Below are 18,699 nucleotides of genomic sequence, written 5' to 3'. Positions count from 1 at the left end.
GGCCGTGGCGAGGGCTGCCCGCTGGCCGACGACGGAGATCAGCCCACCGGAGCCGATCGATCAGCTACCGGAGGCGGTGGCGCTGAGACACTTGGCAGCCACCTCGGCGAAGACCTGCTGCTCGTCACCCTGGAAGCTGTCGGGTCCCTCCCGCTCGAGCTTCCCGAAGTCCAGCCGGTCGTTCGCCTCGTCGTAGACGCACTCCGCGAGCGGCTTGCTCAGCCCCGCGTCCTGCAGCTCCTGGATGATCTCGCTGCGGTTCGGCCCGCTCGTCGACGACGACCCGCACCCGGCCGACAGCCCGACGGCGACGAGCACCGCGCATGTGCGGAACCGGGACATCTGTGCCATGGAACTCCCCCTCCCGCGCCAACGATAGCCGGGGGTCCACGCCGAGGTGATGAGCCGGAAAGCCGAGCGACGACCTGGCGGGGAGAGGGGTACAGTCGAGCGGGCCACCATCGGGGCTCACGGGCAACGGCGCCGCGTTCCGCCAGTGCAGCGAGGCATGGCACCGCAGCCAGACCGGCATAGACGCCGACGCAGCTGCGACGGACGCACCCCCGATCGTCCGGCACGCACACTCCCACTGGTCGCGCGCGAAGGACGTGAACCCATGCGAGAGCTCGATGCCTGCGGCATCGGCTTCGTAGCCGATGCCGCAGGGCGAACCGACCGATCGATCGTCGAGGCCGGCCTGTCGGGCCTGGCCCACGTGAAGCACCGGGGCGCGGTCGCCGCCGACGCGCTCACCTCGGACGGTACCGGGGTGCTCACCGCCATCCCCCCGGCCCTGTTCGGCGAGGGCCGAGGGGTGCTGGTGCTGTTCTGCCGCGGTGAGCTGCCGCAGCGGGCGGTCGAGCAGGCGGCACGCGACGAAGGCCTGGTGGTCGTCGACTGGCGGACCCCGCCAACCGACGACTCGGTGCTCGGCGCCATGGCCCGAGCCACCCGGCCCGAGATCCTCCACGCGATCGTCGAGCGCGCCCCCCAGGACGGCCCGGCTGGCGGAACAGGCGAAGACCCCGGAGACCTCGAACGCCAGGCCTACCGCTTCCGGCGCCGGATCGAGCGTACCGTCGCCGACGCGTACGTCGTGTCGTGCTCGTTCCGCACGATCGTCTACAAGGGCCTGGTCGCCGCGGACCACCTGGCCGACTTCTACCTGGACCTTCACGACGAGCGGTACGCCTCGCCGTTCGTCGTGTTCCACCAGCGGTTCTCCACCAACACCCTTCCCACCTGGGAGCGGGCCCAGCCGTTCCGCCTGCTCTGCCACAACGGCGAGATCAACACCCTCCAGGGCAACGAGATGCGGATGCGTGGCCGGGGGCGGCTCGGCACGGACCGGGCGGGGCTGGGTGACGAGGAGCTGTTCGTCCCCGTGCTGGACCCGCGGGGCTCGGACTCCGCCAAGCTCGACGAGGCCGCCGAGTTGCTCCTGCGGGGTGGCCGCCACATCTGCCATGCCATGGCCATGCTGGTGCCCGAGGCGTGGGAGGAGACCCGGGACCTCGACCCCGAGGTGCGCGGCTTCTACGAGTACCACTCCGCGCTGATGGAGCCCTGGGACGGGCCCGCGGGGGTGATCTTCACCGACGGCGAAGGCGTCGGGGCACTGCTCGACCGCAACGGCTTGCGGCCGCTGCGCTACGAGATCTGCGAGGACGGGCTGGTGGTGTGCGCCTCGGAGGTCGGAGCGGTCGACCTGAGCGGGCGAGGCAGCGTGGAGCGCGGCCGGCTGGGGCCGGGACACATGCTGTTCGTGACCCCCGAGCACGGGGTGGTGCGCAACCACGCCCTCAAGCACGTCCTGGCACGCAACGCGCCGTACGCGCAGTGGGCGGCGGAGGGGTTCCGGCGGGTCCGGGCGGGCGCTCCGATGGTGGACCCGCTACCCGACCTGCTCCGCCGCCAGGCCGCCCACGGCTACAACAAGGAAGAGCTGGCCATGGTGCTCAAGCCCATGGCCCATGAAGGGCACGAGCCGACCTTCGCCATGGGCGACGACTCGCCGCTGCCCCCCATCGCCGGCCGGCCCCGGCCGGTGCACCACTTCCTGCGGCAGCGTTTCGCGCAGGTGACCAACCCGCCCATCGATCCCCTCCGGGAACGGTTGGTCATGAGCCTGCGGGCCCTGCTCGGACCCCGGGGGCCGCTGCTCGAGGAGCGCCCCGAGCGTGCCCGGTTGCTCGCGCTCGACTCGTTCTTCCTGTTCCCCTCGGCCATCGACTGGCTGCACGACCCCGAGCGCAACCCGTTCACCACCGCGGTGCTCGACGCCACCTTCGCCGCCGCCGACGGCCCGGCCGGCTTGGAGGCCGGTGTGCGGGGGCTCGCCGACCGGGCGGCCCGGGCGGTCGCCGACGGAGCGGGGATCCTCATCATCGACCAGGACCGCGTCGGTCCCGAGCGGGCGCCGATCCCCTCCCTGCTGGCCTGCGGAGCGGTGCAGCACCGCCTGGTCGAGGAGCGCCGCCGAGCCGACACCAGCATCGTGGTGATCGCGGACGACGCCCGCGACGTGCACGCGGTGGCGGCGCTGATCGGCTACGGCGCGGACGCGGTCTGCCCGCGCCTGGCACTGGCCACCGTGGCCGCCGAGGCCGACGCGGACGACAGCGAGTCCCTGGTCGGCTCCGAGGCCCAGGACCGCCTGCGGGCAGCCCTGGAGGCCGGGGTGCTGAAGATCCTCTCCAAGATGGGGATCAGCACCGTCGACTCCTACCGGGGCGCGCAGATCTTCGAGGTGCTCGGACTCGGCCCGGAGGTGGTGGAGGTGTGCTTCCGGGGCACGCCCTCGATCGTGGGCGGCATCGGGTGGGAAGAGCTGGGACGTGACGTGCTGGCCCTGCACGCCAAGGCCTACGGCACGGAGCAGGTGGAGCTGGACTCCCCCGGGTTCTTCCGGGTCCGCAAGGGCGGCGAGCCCCACGCCCACTCCAAGGAGGTCGTGCAGGCCCTCAACGACCTCACCCTGGTGCAGGAGACCCCGCCCCTCGTCGAGGCGGACCCGATGGTGGCCGACATGGCCGCTGCCCACCTTCTGCAGCGAGCCATCCGGGGCGAGGACGACGGCCTGTACGAGCAGTTCGCCCGGCTGGTGGACGAGCGGGATCCCATCGAGCTGCACGACCTGCTGGAGGCGGTCCCGCTGGGTGATCCCGTACCCCTCGAGGAGGTCGAGCCGGCCTCCGCGATCGTGCGGCGGTTCTCGACCGGGGCCATGTCGCACGGCGCACTGTCCAAGGAGGCGCACGAGACCCTGGCGCAGGCCATGAACCTGCTCGGCGCCCGCTCGAACTGCGGGGAGGGCGGTGAGGACCCCGAGCGCTACCGCACCCGGGGCCTCGGCCGGCTGGACAAGAACTCCCGCATCAAGCAGGTGGCCTCCGGGCGGTTCGGGGTCACCCCCGAGTACCTGGCCTTCGCCGACGAGGTGCAGATCAAGATCGCGCAGGGCTCGAAACCCGGTGAGGGGGGACAGCTGCCCGGCCACAAGGTCTCCCCGGAGATCGCCCGCCTGCGCTACACGCAGCCCGGCGTGGGGCTCATCTCACCGCCACCGCACCACGACATCTACTCCATCGAGGACCTGGCCCAGCTCATCTACGACCTCAAACAGGTGAACGCGGCGGAAGTCTCCGTGAAGCTGGTGGCCGAGGACGGGGTGGGGACCATCGCGGCCGGGGTGGTGAAGGCGCTGGCCGACGTCGTGCACATCTCCGGCGCGAACGGGGGCACCGGTGCCAGCCCGCTCTCATCCATCAAGCACGCCGGGATGCCCTGGGAGATCGGCCTGGCGGACACCCAGCGGGCCCTGGTCGACAACGGCCTGCGCTCCCGGGCCCGGGTCCGGGTCGACGGCGGCTTCAAGACCGGCCGGCAGGTGGTGATCGCCGCCCTGCTCGGCGCGGACGAGTACTCCTTCGGCACCGCGGTGATGATCGCCGAGGGGTGCATCATGCTCCGGGCCTGCCACCGGGACACCTGCAAGCCGGGCGTGGCCACGCAACGCCCGCACCTGCGGGCCAACTTCAGCGGCACGCCGGAGGGCGTCGCGGCCTACCTGCTCTTCGTCGCGGAGGACGTCCGCCGCCACCTGGCGCGCCTCGGCGCCCGATCGCTCGACGAGGTGATCGGCCGGGTCGAGCTGCTGCGGCAGCGCACCACGGGTGATCCCCGGGCTGACGCGTTCGACCTCACCCCGGTGCTGGCACCACCCGAGCACCCGGACGAGCCGAGGCGCTTCGTGGAGCGGGTGGCGCTGCAGCATCCCCGCTCAGAGCTCGGCGACCGCCTGCTGGCGGACGCGTTCCGCGGCGTGTGGGACGGCGACGAGCTGTCGCTCTCCTACCCGATCACCAACGCGGACCGGGCCGTCGGCACCGCCCTGTCCGGAGCCATCGCCCTCGAGTTCGGCTCCCTGCCGCCACGGGGCACCGCGCACGTGCGCTTCGAGGGCACCGCCGGCCAGAGCTTCGGTGCCTTCCTCACCCACGGGGTGGAGCTCGACCTGCTCGGCGCGGCCAACGACTCGCTGGTGGTGGAGCGGCGCCAGACCGGATCCTCCACCGTCATGGCCGGCAACACCTGTCTGTACGGCGCGACGGGTGGCGAGCTGTTCGTGGCGGGGGCCGCGGGCGAGCGGTTCGCTGTGCGCAACTCGGGCGCGCTGGCGGTGGTCGAGGCGGTCGGCGACCACTGCTGCGAGTACATGACCGGTGGGACGGTCGTGGTGCTGGGCCGCATCGGCTACAACCTTGGCGCGGGGATGACCGGGGGCGAGGCGTTCGTGTGGGACCCGATGCCCGAGCGGGTGATGACCCGGGTCAACCAGGACCTGGTGGAGGTGCTCCGGCCCGACCACGACGACGTGGAGGAGCTGCGCTGGCTGGTGGAGCGCCACGTGTCGCTCACCGGCTCGCTCCGGGGTCAGGACCTGCTCGACGGCTGGGAGTCGGCGATCGAGCACCTGTGGCACATCGTGCCCCGGGAGCGGGTGGAGCGCATCACCGCCGGCGCGGCCCGCCGGGTGGCCACCGCCTGAGCACCGGGCCGGCCCTGCAATCATGGGGCCGATGACCCCTGATGGGATCGGCTACACGGCGGCGGTGACCCTCGCCGCATTCTTCGCCCTGGCCGCGGTGGCCAAGCTGCGCGACCCCGAGTCCACGGTCGAGTCCTTCGAAGCGCTCGGAGTGCCGAACGCACCCGCTACCGGGCGGATCCTGCCCCTCCCGGAGCTGGCGACGGTGGTGCTGCTGCTGGTGGTGCCCGCCGCCGGCGGCTTGATCGCGCTGGTGCTGCTGGTGTTCTTCACCACCTTCCTGGTCCGGCGCCTGCGGGCCGGTGTCGCTGCGCCCTGCAACTGCTTCGGTGACGTGGCCACCCGGCCGCTGTCGTGGTTGGCCGTGGCTCGCAACGGGCTGTTCATGGCCCTCGCGGCGCTGGCGCTGCTCGCGACCCGTCCCGCCCTGCCGTCGTGGGTCGAGGTGCTGGTCGTGGTCGTCCCGGCGGTGGCGCTGCTCGGGGTGCTCCTGCTCGCCGGTGAGCGGACGGCCACCCGCACCCCGCCCCGCCGGTAGCCTGGCGGGTCACATGACCGAGCAGGAGCGGCCCGACAGCTGGTGGCCGCGAGACCCCGATCGCGAACCTGACCAGGACGTCCCCGGCGCTCCGGCGCCAGGCGCGACCCCGACGCCGTCAGCCCCGGGGGCCGGGACGCCCGACGCCGCGGACCCCACCCGGCCGGGTTGGGCGCAGCCGTCGAGCCCCGCTCGCTCCGGCCAGTGGGTGCCCGACTACGGGCAGGGTGCGACCGCCGGCCCGCCGCCCGCGCCTGCGGGGGCGTGGGGGCCGCCGGCCGCCTCGCCGCACGGCGCTCCCGGGGCACCCACCTGGTCCCCGGGGCCCTACGGCGCTGGCGGGTGGACGCGCCCGCAGAACGAGCCGATGGCCGTGGCGGCCCTGGTGGTGGGCATCTTCTCCCTGCTGTGCGGGTTGGCGGGCTGCCTAGGGATCGTGCTGGGGCCGGTGGCGATCGGGCTCTCGGTGGCGGCCCGGCGCAGGATCGCGACCAGCGGGGGCCTGCTGGGCGGCTCCGGGCTGGCCACCGCCGGGTTGGTCTGCGGGATCGTCGGGCTGGTCGTTTCGGTCGGCTGGCTGGTGTACCTCCTCGCCAACCCCGACTTCGTCCAAGAGCTGCAGAACCAGCTCACCACCACGACCACCACCCGCTGATCGCCGGCCGGCGCCGGGCCTCGGCGCCGCGTCCCTGCGCCCCGGCCCGGCCTGGCCGGAGGGGCGCGGTCACTCCACCAGGCGCAAGCCGGTGGGGGCGATGGAGGCCTCGGCGTGGGGCAGGTCCACCACGAACTCGGTGAGATGCGCCGGGAACACGTGCTCGCTCACCAGCACCGGGCCACCGTCGGCCGCGCAGGTGATGCGCTCGCAGCGCAGCACCGGTGAGCCGACCGGCACGCGCAGGTGCTCGGCCTCGGCGGCAGAGGCGGCCGCGGCACCGATGGTCTGCACCGCCCCGCCGAGCGGCAGCGGGATCAGCTCGTAGAACGGCGAGCGCTCCACGTCGGCCCTCGACAACTCGGCGCCGAGCTCCTCGGGACACCACACCGTCACCAGGGCGAACGGCTCGCCATCGGCGAGGTTGAGCCGGCGCACCCGTAGCACGGTCTCGACCCCGAGGACCTGGCGGACCCGCGCCGGGGCCTTGGTGAAGCGGAAGTCGAGCACCCGTCGAGTGGACTCGATGCCCTCCTCGGCGAGTTGGCTCTCGATGGTGCCGAGGCGGGCCAGGTTCTGGCGGACCGGATCGGTGGCAACGAACCACCCGAACCCCTGACGGGAGTCGACCAGGCCCTCGTCGCGGAGCACCTCGAGCGCCCGCCGCACCGTGACCCGGCTGGCATCGAAGATGTCGGAGAGCTCGGCCTCGCTCGGCAGCAGGCGACCCGAGGCGTACTCGCCGCGGTCGATGCGTCGGCGCAGTTCGTCGGCGATCCGCTGGTAACGAGGCTGGCGCACTTGTACGATACTTGTATACATTCCAGTCGGTCGCAAGCAGGTGCCAGATGGCACGAGACGACGCACACCGGCACCCGGCACGACAGGAGGACCCGAGATGGCAGTCACCGCGAGCACCCCGATCGAGCTGGTCCGAGCGGTCTATGACCGACTTCCCGACCGGGTGGCGCTGGTGCGCGAGCGCCTCGGGCGGCCGCTCACCTTTGCCGAGAAGGTGCTCGCCAACCACCTGCGCGACCTCGAGCACCAGGAGCTGGTCCGCGGCCACACCTACGCGGATCTCGACCCGGATCGGGTGGCCATGCAGGACGCCACCGCCCAGATGGCCCTGCTCCAGTTCATGACCGCCGGGCTCCCCCGTGTGGCAGTGCCCACCACCGTCCACTGCGACCACCTCATCCAGGCCCGCGAGGACGGCAAGCGCGACCTGCTCGCCGCGCTCGAGACCAACACCGAGGTCTACGACTTCCTCGAGTCGGTGTCCGCCCGCTACGGCATCGGGTTCTGGAAGCCCGGCTCGGGCATCATCCACCAGGTCGTGCTCGAGCAGTACGCGTTCCCGGGCGGGATGATGATCGGCACCGATAGCCACACCCCCAACGCGGGGGGTCTCGGGATGGTGGCCATCGGCGTGGGCGGCGCCGACGCGGTCGACGTCATGACCGGTTACCCGTTCAACGTCCGTTGGCCCAGGCTGATCGGGGTGCACCTCACCGGTGAGCTCGACGGCTGGTCAGCACCGAAGGACGTGATCCTGAAGGTGGCGGAGATCCTCACCGTCAAGGGCGGCACCGGCGCCATCGTCGAGTACTTCGGTCCGGGAGCTGAGTCGTTGAGCTGCACCGGCAAGGCCACGATCTGCAACATGGGCGCTGAGATCGGCGCCACCACCTCGCTCTTCGCGTACGACGCGGCCATGGCCCGCTACCTCGAGGCGACCGGGCGGGAGGAGATCGCCGCCGCGGCAGCCCCCGTAGCCCACGAGCTGCGCGCCGATCCCGAGGTGTACGACGATCCGAACGGGTTCTTCGACCAGGTCATCGAGATCGACCTGCGCGACCTCGAGCCGCTGATCAACGGCCCCCACACCCCGGACCGGGCCCGCCCGGTGAGTCAGCTGGGGCATGAGGCCGAGCGGGAAGGCTGGCCGCTGGTGATCAGCGCGGCCCTGGTGGGCTCGTGCACCAACTCGAGCTACGAGGACATCAGCCGCGCCGCAGCCATCGCCCGGGCCGCCAAGGCCCGGGGGCTCAAGGCCCGCACCGCCTTGATGGTCACCCCCGGCTCGGAGCGGGTGCGGGCCACCATCGAGCGGGACGGTCTCCTCGGTGACCTCGAGGCCATCGGCGCCACCGTGCTGGCCAACGCCTGCGGACCCTGCATCGGCCAGTGGGCCCGATCCGACGTGCACGAGGGCGATGTCAACGTCATCGTCACCTCCTACAATCGCAACTTCCCCAAGCGGAACGACGGCCTGGCCTCCACGCTGGCCTTCGTGACCTCGCCGGAGACGGTGGTGGCCCTGGCACTCGCGGGCCGCATCGACTTCGACCCCCGCACCGGCACGCTCGTCAACGATGCCGGGGAGGAGGTACGCCTCGAGGTGCCCGCGGGCGAAGAGCTCCCCGCTCGGGGCTTCGAGTCCGGCGAGAGCGGCTTCATCGCCCCGCCGGACGATCCCTCCGGGGTCGAGGTCAAGGTCGACCCCAACTCCGACCGGCTGCAGCTGCTCGAGCCGTTCCCGGCGTGGGACGGGCAGGACTTCCTCTCGCTGCCGGTGCTGGTCAAGGCCAAGGGCAAGTGCACCACCGACCACATCTCCGCCGCCGGTCCGTGGCTGCGCTACCGGGGCCACCTGGAGAACATCAGCGGCAACCTGTTCCTCGGTGCGGTCAACGCCTTCACTGGCGAGACCGGTACCGGCAAGGACCAGCTCGACGGGCAGACCAAGCCGTTCCCCGAGATCGCCAAGCACTACCACCAGGCGGGCGTCGGCTGGGTGGCGGTCGGCGACGAGAACTACGGCGAAGGCTCCTCACGGGAGCACGCGGCGATGGAGCCCCGCTACCGCAACGCCAAGGCCATCATCGTACGCAGCTTCGCCCGGATCCACGAGACGAACCTGAAGAAGCAAGGTGTGTTGCCGCTCACCTTCGCCGATCCTCACACCTACGACCTGATCGACGAGGACGACCGCATCTCGATCCTCGGGCTGGCCGAGCTGGCCCCCGACCAGCCGGTGTCCTGCCGGATCGAGAAGCCCGACGGCACCGTGGTTGAGTTCCGCTGCCTGCACTCGATGAACGAGGAGCAGATCGAGTGGTTCAAGGCCGGTGGGGCGCTGAACATCATCCGCCAGCGTTCGCGCTGAGCCGATCACCGCTCGGCGGTCTCGCCGGGCCGGCACGGGTCGTCTCGGCCGCGGCAGCTCGCCGCGGTCAGTCGCGACCGGGCCGGCGCAGCGCCTCGTGCTCCCCTTCGGGGTCGCCCTGGTACCCGGGCGGCAGGGTGCTCGCCAGCTCCTCGGGGGTGGGCTCGCAGCGCTGGCGAGCCTCCGGCGGCAGCAGGTCGACGATGGCCGACATGATCCGCTCCGTGTCGGCGTCGAGGTCCTGGTAGCCGAGCTCGACCGGCTCGCCCACCCGCACCAGCACCTCGGGCGGGTGCAGCACGTTGGTGACGTTCGGCAACCGGGCGTTGCGGGGCCAGACCTTCTCGGTCCCCCAGAGCCCGAGCGGGATCACCGGAGCCCGGGTCATCGCCGCCAGCCTGGCCGCCCCCCAGCGGCCCTTGAGCACCGGGTCGAAGAAGGCCCGCCCCCGGGGGATCGTGCCCTGGGGCATGAGGGCCACCAACTCGCCGGCTTCCAGCGCGGCGGCCGCCTCCTTCAAGGGCTCGTCGGAACCGGTGCCCCGGTCGACGCGGATGCCCCCCAGCGCCCGGGCCACGTCCCCGACGATCGGCGCGTCGAACACCTCCTTCTTGCCGAGGAAGCGCACCGGGCGGCCCCGCTGGGCGATGGCGTAGCCGACCGCCAGCGGGTCGAAGTAGCTGCGGTGGTTGCCGCAGATGATCGCCGGCCCCTCGGCGGGGATGTGCTCGGTTCCTTCGAGGTGGATGCGAGCGAAGGGCAGCAGTTCCGGGCGGGCGAAGGGGAAGATGGCGGTCTGGGGCTCGAGCCCCAGGAACTTCGGGACCCCGGGGGGCACGTCGAGGAACAGCACGGGCCAGCGGCGGACGATCGCGTACGCCCGCAGGCGCGGATCGGGGTTCACCGCGAAGGGATGGCCCACCGCGGACAGCAGCGGCACGTCGTACCAGCTGTCGGAGTAGGCGTAGCTGCGGTCGAGCGCGACCCCGTGGTCGCCGGCCCAGGCCCGCACGGCTCGGAGCTTGCCCCGCCACCACACGAACTCGCCGTCGATCCGGCCCGTGTAGTGCCCGTCGCGAACCTCGTAGGTGGTGGCGATCACGCCGTCGAGCCCGATCCGCTCCGCGAGGGGCTCGACCATGTCCCGCGGCGTCGTGGTGGCCACCACCACCAGCCGCCCCGCCGCACGGTGCTCCTCGATCAGCACCCGGGCGTAGGGCTGGACCTGGGCGGCGAGCACCTCCGCCGCGATCTGGCCAGCCCGGCGAGTCGCGTCACGGTCCCAGCCCGCGGCCAGGCGGGCCCCCTGGCGGGTGAGGACCATCGACGGCCAGTTCTCGCCCACCACGTCGAACAGCCGGAAGACCAGGTCCTCACCGGGCAGGCTGCGATCCGGCAACAGGCCGACGGTGCGCAACGCGCGAGAGATGACGGGCCCGCTGGCCCCGGCGAGAAGCGTGCGGTCGAGGTCGAAGATGGCTGCCTCGTTCGCCATGGGCGCACCGTACCCTCGCTGGCTCCCCGGGTCAGCCTCCTCCTCTTGACTCGAACTGTTCAGCGTCACGCGGTTCCAGGCCGCGAATCCATGAACAGTTCGAGACAAACGGGGAGAATCGGGAGGAGGGAAAACGGGCGGAGCCGGCCTCGGGGGAAGGCCGGCTCCGGTTGACTGGTTTCGAGGCCGAGGGGGATCGGCGCTCAAAACCTGCTCGAGGTCGCTCGTGGGGGGGAACGAGCTGTGCCCTCGGCGAGTGTTGCGAGGTCCATTGTGAATGCTCGCACATGATCTGTCCAACAGTTCTTGGCGATACGTGCCATCATGGCTAGTGATGGATCTCCGGCAGCTCAACGCCCTGCTCGCCGTGGCCGACACCGGCTCGTTCTCGGCTGCCGCCCGAGCCCTGCACACGGTGCAGTCCAACGTCAGCACGCACGTGGCCCGGCTGGAGAAGGAGCTGGGCTCGGTGCTCATCGACCGCGCCACCGGCAGGCTCACCGAAGAGGGTGAGCTGGTTGCGGCCCGGGCTCGGCGAGTGCGGGCCGAGCTCGACGCCCTGGTCGCGGACCTCGCCAGCCTGCACGACGAGGTGGCCGGCACGGCCCGCATCGGGGTCATCGGCACCACCGCCCGGTGGCTGGTGCCCCGGCTGGTCGACGCGATGCGAGCCCGCCACCCCAGGGTCCGGGTGGTGGTCGTCGACGCCACCACCACCTCCCTCGCCCTCCAGCTCACCTCGGGGCTGCTCGACCTGGCGGTGGTGAACCTCCCGCTCAGCGACCCTGAGATCCGCACCGATCACCTCTTCGACGAGGACCGCCTTTTGGTGGTGCCCGCCGGTCACCCGCTCTACGGGCGCGACCGGCTCACGCTGGCGGACCTCGACGGCGAACCGCTGCTGCTCGAGCCCAAAGGCACCGGGTTCCGGGACCATCTGGACGAGCAGTGCCGGCAGGCGGGCATCGAGCTCGAGCCACAGGCCGAGGTGGACGGCATGCGCCTGCTCGCCTCGCTCGCCTTCCAGGGCTTCGGGGCCGCACTGCTGCCGGCCAGCGCAGCCCCGAGCTGGGTGGGCGGCGAATGGAAGCGCGTGCCCATCGACGGTCTCGAGGGCCGATCGGTCGGTCTGGCCACCCGCCGCAAGGGGATGCTCTCGGCTCCAGCCAGAGCGCTGCGAGACGTGGTGCTCGAGGTGGTCCGCACCGAGGGCCCGAAGCAGCCCGGCATACACGCCGACGTTACCGACCGGTAGCGGTAACCGGGCCGAGGACCGCGGGGTCCACTGTCCCGTGCCCCCGGCTCCCCCGTTTTCGCTGCGCGCCCGCGTGCCCGGGGTGGCGCACGCCCGCCGGGAGACCCTCGGGGACCGGGCCGTGATCCTCTGCGAGCTCGACGGCTCCCACCGCCGCGGCGCCCTCGGGTCCGCCGACGGCGAGACCATCGAGGTGGCGGCCCGCATGGCCCTCGACCAGCGACTCCCGCTGGTGCTGGTGGTCGCCTCCAGCGGGGCGGACGTGCACGAGGGAGTGGCGGCGCTCGCGGGCTGGGGGCGGGCCGCCCGGGCCGTGGTCGCCTGCTCAGGGATCGTGCCCCTGCTGTTCGTGGTCACCGGCCCCGCGGTGTCGGGCCCGGCGCTGCTGCTCGGCCTCGCCGACCAGGTGGTCATGACCAGCGAGGCGTACGCGTTCGTGAGCGGCCCGCGGATGGTCCGGGAGTTCACCGGGGTGCCGATCACCGTCGACGCCCTCGGCGGGCCCGGGACGCACGCCCGCTCCAGCGGCGTGGCCTCCCTCGTGGTCCCGGACCGGGCAGCCGCCATCAACGCCATCGAGGAGCTGCTCTGGTACCTGCCGTCGAGCACCGACGAGCTGCCGCCGCTGCTGCCCACCGGCGACCCGACCGACCGCCCGGCGGCCGGGGTGGCCGCGCTCATCCCTGCCTCGCCCACCGGCAGCTACGACGTGCGGGAGCTGGCCCGAGCCCTGCTCGACGACGGCGAGCTGCTCGAGCTGCGCGCCGGCTGGGCGGCGAACCTCGTCACCGCGCTGGGGTCGATCGGTGGGCGGCCGGTGGGGATCGTGGCCAACCAGCCGTCCATGATCGCCGGCACCCTCGACATCCTCGCCTCGCAGAAGGGCGCCCGCTTCGTGGCCTTCTGTGACGCGTTCAACCTGCCGATCGTCACGCTGGTGGACACCCCCGGCTTCTACCCGGGCAAGGACCTCGAGTGGCGGGGCATGATCCGGAAGGGCGCGCAGCTCGCCTTCGCCTACGCCCGGGCCACCGTCCCCCGGGTGTCGGTCACCCTCCGCAAGTCCTACGGCGGCGCCTACATCGTCATGGACTCCAAACGCATGGGCAACGACATCGCCCTCGCGTGGCCGAGCGCCCAGATCGCGGTGATGGGCGCCCGGGGGGCCGTCGAGATCCTCCACCGGCGGGAGACCGACCCGCAGCGGCGAGCGGAGCTCGAGGCCGACTACGAGGCCCGCCTGCTCAACCCCTACGTGGCTGCGGAGCGGGGCTTCATCGACGCGGTCATCGACCCGGCTCACACCCGCCGGGAGTTGGCCGCGGCGCTCGAGCTGCTCGCCAGCAAGCGGGAACGGATCGTCTCCCGGGCCCACGACAACGGCCCCTTGTGATCCGGGCCGGTAGGCTGCCAGGTAAAGGAGAACGACAGGAGAGCCCTGCCGAGAACACCCACCACGACCGAAGGAGCCGAGGAGCCGCCGTGGCCGACAGCGTGACCATCATCGACAACCGCACCGGCGAGTCGATCGAGATCCCGATCGTGAACGGCGGGGTGGATGCCACCGAGTGGTCGAAGCTGCTACCGGGGATCTGGTTCTACGACCCCTCCTTCAGCACCACGGCCGCCGCGGCGAGCGCCATCACCGAGCTCGACGGCGAAGCCGGCATCCTCCGCTACCGGGGCTACCCGATCGAGCAGCTAGCAGAGCAGTCGACCTACCTCGAGGTGGCGTACCTGCTCATCCACGGGGAGCTGCCGACACCCGAACAGTACGAGGTGTGGAAGCACGACATCACCTACCACACGTTCATCCACGAGAACGTGCGCAAGCGGTTCATGGAGGGCTTCCACCACGACGCCCACCCCATGGGCATCCTGGTCTCCACCCTCGCCGCGCTCTCCACCTTCTACCCGGACGCCAAGGACATCTTCGACGAGCAGTCCCGCTACAAGCAGGTGATCCGCCTCATCGCCAAGATGCCCACCCTCGCCGCCGGCGCCCATCGCCACAGCGTGGGCATGCCCTTCGTCTACCCCGACAACAGCCTCGACTTCACCTCGAACTTCCTGTCGATGATGTGGAAGGTGGCCGAGCCCCGCTACGAGGCCGATCCGGTGCTGGCCAGGGCCCTCGACATCCTGTTCATCCTGCACGCCGACCACGAGCAGAACTGCGGCACGACCGCGATGCGGGTCGCCGGCAGCGCGCACGCCGATCCCTACAGCTGCGCCGCGGCCGCGGCCACCGCTCTCTACGGTCCCCGCCACGGCGGCGCCAACGAGGCGGTGATCCGGATGCTCACCCGCATCGGCTCGATGGACAACGTCCTGCCCTTCATCGAGGACGTCAAGGCCGGCAAGGGCCGCCTGCAGGGATTCGGGCACCGGGTCTACAAGAACTACGACCCCCGGGCCAAGATCATCAAGGAGACCGCGGACAAGGTCTTCGAGGTCACCGGCAAGAACCCGCTGCTCGACATCGCACTCAAGCTCGAAGAGGTGGCCCTGTCCGACGAGTACTTCACCAGCCGGCGGCTCTACCCGAACGTCGACTTCTACTCCGGCCTCATCTACCAGGCGATGGGCTTCCCCATCGAGATGTTCACGGTGCTGTTCGCCATCCCCCGCATGTCTGGCTGGCTGGCGCACTGGATCGAGCTGCTCGACCGCAACGAGCGCATCGCCAGGCCCCGCCAGCTCTACGACGGCGAGCCGGTCCGCGACTACGTGCCGATGGACCAGCGCAAGGCCTCCGCTTGAGGCCCGAGCTGGTCCAGATCGACGCCTTCTGCGATCGCGCCTTCCGCGGCAACCCCGCCGCGATCTGCCTGCTCGACCGAGCCCCCGGTGACGAGTGGATGCAGGAGCTGGCGCTCGAGATGAACCTCTCCGAGACCGCGTACCTGGTGCCGTTCGAGCTGCCCGACGGTGAGCCGGGATGGAGCCTGCGGTGGTTCACCCCCACGGTGGAGGTCGACCTGTGCGGCCACGCCACCCTCGCCGCCGCCCACTACCTCTACGAGCACCGCAGCGTCGATCGGCCGCTGCTGCGCTTCGCCACCCGTTCCGGCGAGGTCACCGCCACCCGCACCGCGGACGGTTGGATCGAGCTCGACTTCCCGGCCGACCCCACCCGCCCTGCTCCGCCGCCGGCCGGGGTCGTGGAGGCGCTCGGGCTCGACCACGGGGAGGTGGTCGGGTCGGCGGTGGGCAGCCACAACGTGGTCGTCGAGTTGGCCTCGCCCGAGCACGTGCGGGCGGTGCGACCCGACATGGAGGCGCTCCGGGCGGCCGACGCGGCCAGCGTGGTGGTCACGTCGGTGGGAGAAGGGCTCTACGACATGGTGTCCCGCTACTTCGCGCCCCGCTACGGCATCCCCGAGGACCCGGTCACGGGCTCCGCGCACTGCACGCTGGCCACGTACTGGGCGCCGCGCCTCGGCAAGGAGGACCTGCTCGCCCACCAGGCGTCGGCCCGGGGTGGGGTGGTCCGGGTCGGGTTGCGAGGTGAGCGGGTGAAGCTCGGCGGCCAGGCGGTGACGGTGTTCAAGGCCCGGCTGACCGACGTGGCCCTGCCGCCACGGTCCCGACCCAGCTCGCGCGCCCGGCGGGCCGGCGCCGATCGCGCCTGAGTCAGGCCTCCGGGGCCACGTCGATGACGATCTTGCCGATGTTGGCGTTGGCCTCCATGCGTTCGTGCGCGGCGGCGATCTCGGCCAGCGGGAAACGCGAGTCGATCACCGGCCGGCACCGCCCGTCGTCGAACAGCGGGAGGATCTCCGCCGCGAACCGCTGGGTCAGCGCGATCTTCTCCTCCAGCGGGCGGGGGCGCAGCACGGTGCCGATGAGGCTGGCCCGCTTGGGCAGCATCTTGCCCACGTCCAGCTCGACCACCCCACCGGCCATCACGCCCACCTGCACGATGCGCCCACCCGTGCGGAGGGCGTCGAGGTTCCGGTTCACGTAGTCGCCGCCGATCACGTCGAGCACCACGTCGACGCCGTGCCCGCCGGTCAGCTCCCGGCAACGGGCGACGAAGTCCTCGCTGCGGTAGTCGACCGCCGCGTCGGCGCCCAGCGCCAGGCAGCTCGCCAGCTTGCCCGCCGAGGCGGTGACGATCACCCTGGCCCCGATGGCCTTGGCGATCTGGATGGCGGCGGTGCCCACACCGGATGCCCCGGCGTGGACCAGCGCAGTGCGGCCGGACGTGAGCCCGCCTTGGGCGACGAGCGCGTCGTAGGCGGTGATCCACACCTCGGGGATGGCCGCGGCGTCGGCCACGCCCACCGAGCGGGGCACGGCCATGAGCTGTCGCTCGTGCACCGCGATCCGCTCGGCGTAGGCCCCGCCGCCGACGATGCCCATCACCTCGTCGCCCGGCCGCCACATGGTCACCCGCTCCCCGAGCACCGACACCCGCCCGCTCAGCTCCATGCCCGGGATCTCGTAGGCCATCGGCGGGCCGGGGTAGCGCCCCCGGCGCTGCAGGAGGTCGGCACGGTTCAGCGCGGTGGCCACGACCTCGACCACCACCTCCTCGGGGCCGGGCACCGGGTCGGGCACCTCGCGGACGGTGAGGACGTCGGGCCCCCCATAGCACTCGAGCACGACAGCACGCACGGCCGGCGACCTTAGCGGGGTCACCGGCCGGCAGCGCCGCTCGGCACCCCCGGCGGGCTCGGAACGCCCGGCAGGGTGGGCGGGCCGTGCCAGCATGCCTGCATGGACTTCGCGCTCCCCGCCGAGCTGCTGCCCCTCCAGGACGAGGCCCGCCGGCTGGCAGCCGAGTGGCGGGCGAGGGTGGAGGTGCCCGAGGACTCCTGGATCGTGGGCACCTCCCGCGAGCTGTCCCTCGAGCTGGGCGAGCGGGGTTGGCTGGGCATGACCTGGCCCGTGGAAGAAGGCGGGCACGGGCGCAGCCCGCTGGAGCGGTTCGTGGTCTTCGAGGCACTCATCGCGGGCGGTGCGCCCATCGCCACCTCCTGGTTCGCCGACCGCCAGATCGGCCCCACCCTGCTGCAGTTCGGCACCCCCGAGCAGCGCAAGCGGTTCCTGCCCGAGATCGTGGCCGGTCGCTCCGCGTGGTGCATCGGCATGAGCGAGCCCGATGCCGGCTCGGACGTGGCGTCCATCCGCACCCGGGCCCGGCGGGACGGCGACTGCTGGGTGGTGGAGGGCACGAAGATCTGGACCAGCGGGGCGGCGGACGCCGACTGGTGCTACCTGGTGGCCCGCACCGACCCCGACGCGCCGGCCCACGCCGGGCTCTCGGAGCTGATCGTCGACATGCGCCTGCCGGGCGTGTCCGTCACCCCCATCACCGACATGACCGGCAACCGGCACTTCTGCGAGGTGCACTTCGACGGGGTGCGGGTACCGGGCGAGCTGCTTGTCGGCGAGGAGAACGGCAGCTTCCGGCAGGTGATGCGCCAGATGGAGCACGAGCGGGGCGGCATCGACCGGCTGGTCAGCAACCGGGCCCTCTACGACGAGCTGCGCCCGCGAGCGGACCTCACCGACCCGCGGGTCCGCCAGGAGGTGGCCGCGATCGAGACCGGCTACACCATCGGCCGGCACCTGGTGCTGCGAGAGGTGCTAGGCCAAGCGCCACCCGGGTTCTCGGCGGCGACCAAGACGTTCTGCACCGAGCTGGAACAACGGGTGGCGGCCTTCTGCGCCAGAGTGGCCGGTGCCGACGCGCTGGTGTGGGGCCGGGTGGCCCGCAACCTGTGCTACGCCCCCGGGTACACCATCATGGGCGGCACCACCCAGATCCTGCGCAACATCCTCGCCGAACGCCTCCTCCGGCTGCCGCGCGAACCGCGGGCCGCGCACACCGAGTCCCGCTGAGCGGCCGGGAACACCCCCCACCGACCCTGTGCCCTATCCTGTGGTCCACCGGGAGGGCGAGCCCCGTCACAGGTGGCTCCCGGCGGAGGGAGGGGTGCCGTGCCGAAGCCGTCACGGCCACGATGGCGACGCGCTCGGCCGGCGGACGGCGCCGGCACAGCCGAGCAGGCAGACCGGCCGGGCACCACGCGGTCAGACCCCGAGCCGGTAGGTGCCGGCGACGAGGATCTGCTCTGTTCCCTGGCCGACGTCCTCGGCGGACCGGACCCCCATGGCGAGCACGCCGAACGGTACTCGGCGTGGGCCGAGCGCCTGCGGGAGAAGCGCCGCTCGGCCCGGCAGACCATCGCCGAAGCCGACGGCACCCACCGTCCGGGCCGGACCCACTCCTACTGGGATCCCGCACAGGTGTACCGGGAGAGCAAGCGGGTGGAGCAGCAAGCAGCGCTGGAGCGGCCCGCTCCCACCGACATCCACGCAGCGTATGCGGCGCTGGAGTTGCCCGCCGACGCGACGATGGAGCAGGTCGAGGCGCAGTACCGGCGACTGGTCAAGCGCCACCACCCCGACCGCCACCGCCACGCACCCGAGGACGTGCAGGCGTTCCACGCCGAGCGCTTCCGCATCGTGAGCGACGCCCGGGCGCTGCTGCACAAGCTCGACTGACCATCCCGCCCGGGA

Annotated in this window: 14 protein-coding genes; 10 read left to right on the top strand and 4 right to left on the bottom strand. The window is 72.1% G+C overall.

Annotation, left to right across the window (positions count from 1 at the left end):
• Nucleotides 1-60: 60 nt before the first annotated feature.
• Nucleotides 61-342: a hypothetical protein gene (locus HZF19_RS12480; protein ID WP_208029121.1), complete on the bottom strand. Its 282-nt coding sequence runs from the start codon at nt 340-342 to the stop codon at nt 61-63.
• Nucleotides 343-616: 274 nt separating this feature from the next.
• Between HZF19_RS12480 and HZF19_RS12475 the strand changes: the two genes are divergently transcribed.
• The 3 genes from HZF19_RS12475 (at nt 617) to HZF19_RS12465 (ending at nt 6,243) form a co-directional block, all read left to right on the top strand.
• Complete coding sequence (locus HZF19_RS12475; RefSeq protein ID WP_208029120.1) at nt 617-5,050, top strand: glutamate synthase-related protein; 4,434 nt, start codon at nt 617-619, stop codon at nt 5,048-5,050.
• A 31-nt stretch (nt 5,051-5,081) separates the two neighbouring features.
• A complete protein-coding gene (locus tag HZF19_RS12470; RefSeq protein WP_208029119.1) occupies nt 5,082-5,588 on the top strand; it encodes a MauE/DoxX family redox-associated membrane protein in 507 nt (168 codons plus the stop codon).
• A gap of 367 nt (nt 5,589-5,955) precedes the next feature.
• On the top strand, nt 5,956-6,243 hold the full coding sequence (locus HZF19_RS12465) for a DUF4190 domain-containing protein (RefSeq protein WP_208029118.1): 288 nt from the start codon (nt 5,956-5,958) through the stop codon (nt 6,241-6,243).
• Nucleotides 6,244-6,312: 69 nt separating this feature from the next.
• On the opposite strand, the gene HZF19_RS12460 is transcribed toward HZF19_RS12465, so the two are convergent.
• Nucleotides 6,313-7,044 (bottom strand): GntR family transcriptional regulator, encoded by a 732-nt coding sequence (locus tag HZF19_RS12460; protein ID WP_208029117.1) that lies wholly within the window; start codon nt 7,042-7,044, stop codon nt 6,313-6,315.
• A gap of 97 nt (nt 7,045-7,141) precedes the next feature.
• Here HZF19_RS12460 and HZF19_RS12455 point away from each other — a divergent pair, with 97 nt between their 5' ends.
• Nucleotides 7,142-9,415 (top strand): aconitate hydratase, encoded by a 2,274-nt coding sequence (locus HZF19_RS12455; RefSeq protein ID WP_208029116.1) that lies wholly within the window; start codon nt 7,142-7,144, stop codon nt 9,413-9,415.
• Nucleotides 9,416-9,482: 67 nt separating this feature from the next.
• On the opposite strand, the gene HZF19_RS12450 is transcribed toward HZF19_RS12455, so the two are convergent.
• The gene (locus HZF19_RS12450; RefSeq protein WP_208029115.1) at nt 9,483-10,910 is read right to left on the bottom strand and encodes an HAD-IB family hydrolase; all 1,428 of its coding nucleotides are present in this window, start codon (nt 10,908-10,910) and stop codon (nt 9,483-9,485) included.
• Nucleotides 10,911-11,244: 334 nt separating this feature from the next.
• Between HZF19_RS12450 and HZF19_RS12445 the strand changes: the two genes are divergently transcribed.
• The 4 genes from HZF19_RS12445 (at nt 11,245) to HZF19_RS12430 (ending at nt 15,800) form a co-directional block, all read left to right on the top strand.
• The gene (locus tag HZF19_RS12445; protein ID WP_208029114.1) at nt 11,245-12,165 is read left to right on the top strand and encodes a LysR family transcriptional regulator; all 921 of its coding nucleotides are present in this window, start codon (nt 11,245-11,247) and stop codon (nt 12,163-12,165) included.
• Nucleotides 12,166-12,238: 73 nt separating this feature from the next.
• Nucleotides 12,239-13,558 (top strand): acyl-CoA carboxylase subunit beta, encoded by a 1,320-nt coding sequence (locus tag HZF19_RS12440; protein WP_208029113.1) that lies wholly within the window; start codon nt 12,239-12,241, stop codon nt 13,556-13,558.
• Nucleotides 13,559-13,647: 89 nt separating this feature from the next.
• A complete protein-coding gene (locus HZF19_RS12435) occupies nt 13,648-14,928 on the top strand; it encodes a citrate synthase (protein ID WP_208029112.1) in 1,281 nt (426 codons plus the stop codon).
• Nucleotides 14,925-15,800: a PhzF family phenazine biosynthesis protein gene (locus HZF19_RS12430; RefSeq protein ID WP_208029111.1), complete on the top strand. Its 876-nt coding sequence runs from the start codon at nt 14,925-14,927 to the stop codon at nt 15,798-15,800. The genes HZF19_RS12435 and HZF19_RS12430 overlap by 4 nt, the downstream gene beginning before the upstream one ends.
• Before the next feature lies 1 nt (nt 15,801).
• On the opposite strand, the gene HZF19_RS12425 is transcribed toward HZF19_RS12430, so the two are convergent.
• Nucleotides 15,802-16,788, bottom strand: coding sequence for an NAD(P)H-quinone oxidoreductase (locus HZF19_RS12425; RefSeq protein WP_208029110.1), 987 nt, complete (start codon nt 16,786-16,788; stop codon nt 15,802-15,804).
• Nucleotides 16,789-16,890: 102 nt separating this feature from the next.
• On the opposite strand from HZF19_RS12425, the gene HZF19_RS12420 reads away from it, so the two are divergent.
• Together HZF19_RS12420 and HZF19_RS17205 are read left to right on the top strand one after the other, a co-directional pair.
• On the top strand, nt 16,891-18,018 hold the full coding sequence (locus tag HZF19_RS12420) for an acyl-CoA dehydrogenase family protein (protein WP_208029109.1): 1,128 nt from the start codon (nt 16,891-16,893) through the stop codon (nt 18,016-18,018).
• A gap of 99 nt (nt 18,019-18,117) precedes the next feature.
• Nucleotides 18,118-18,684 (top strand): J domain-containing protein, encoded by a 567-nt coding sequence (locus HZF19_RS17205; protein WP_208029108.1) that lies wholly within the window; start codon nt 18,118-18,120, stop codon nt 18,682-18,684.
• The last annotated feature ends 15 nt before the right edge of the window (nt 18,685-18,699 follow it).

Source organism: Rhabdothermincola sediminis (genome assembly GCF_014805525.1).
Taxonomy (GTDB): Bacteria; Actinomycetota; Acidimicrobiia; order Acidimicrobiales; family Acidimicrobilacustridaceae; genus Rhabdothermincola; species Rhabdothermincola sediminis.
Note: the sequence above shows the minus strand (reverse complement) of the source record. Positions and strands in the feature narration are given on the sequence as shown.

Coding starts and splice junctions, on each gene's coding strand:
- HZF19_RS12480 (WP_208029121.1), bottom strand. CDS start 342: ATGTCCCGGTTCCGCACATGCGCGGTGCTCGTCGCCGTCGGGCTGTCG.
- HZF19_RS12475 (WP_208029120.1), top strand. CDS start 617: ATGCGAGAGCTCGATGCCTGCGGCATCGGCTTCGTAGCCGATGCCGCA.
- HZF19_RS12470 (WP_208029119.1), top strand. CDS start 5,082: ATGACCCCTGATGGGATCGGCTACACGGCGGCGGTGACCCTCGCCGCA.
- HZF19_RS12465 (WP_208029118.1), top strand. CDS start 5,956: ATGGCCGTGGCGGCCCTGGTGGTGGGCATCTTCTCCCTGCTGTGCGGG.
- HZF19_RS12455 (WP_208029116.1), top strand. CDS start 7,142: ATGGCAGTCACCGCGAGCACCCCGATCGAGCTGGTCCGAGCGGTCTAT.
- HZF19_RS12450 (WP_208029115.1), bottom strand. CDS start 10,910: ATGGCGAACGAGGCAGCCATCTTCGACCTCGACCGCACGCTTCTCGCC.
- HZF19_RS12445 (WP_208029114.1), top strand. CDS start 11,245: ATGGATCTCCGGCAGCTCAACGCCCTGCTCGCCGTGGCCGACACCGGC.
- HZF19_RS12420 (WP_208029109.1), top strand. CDS start 16,891: ATGGACTTCGCGCTCCCCGCCGAGCTGCTGCCCCTCCAGGACGAGGCC.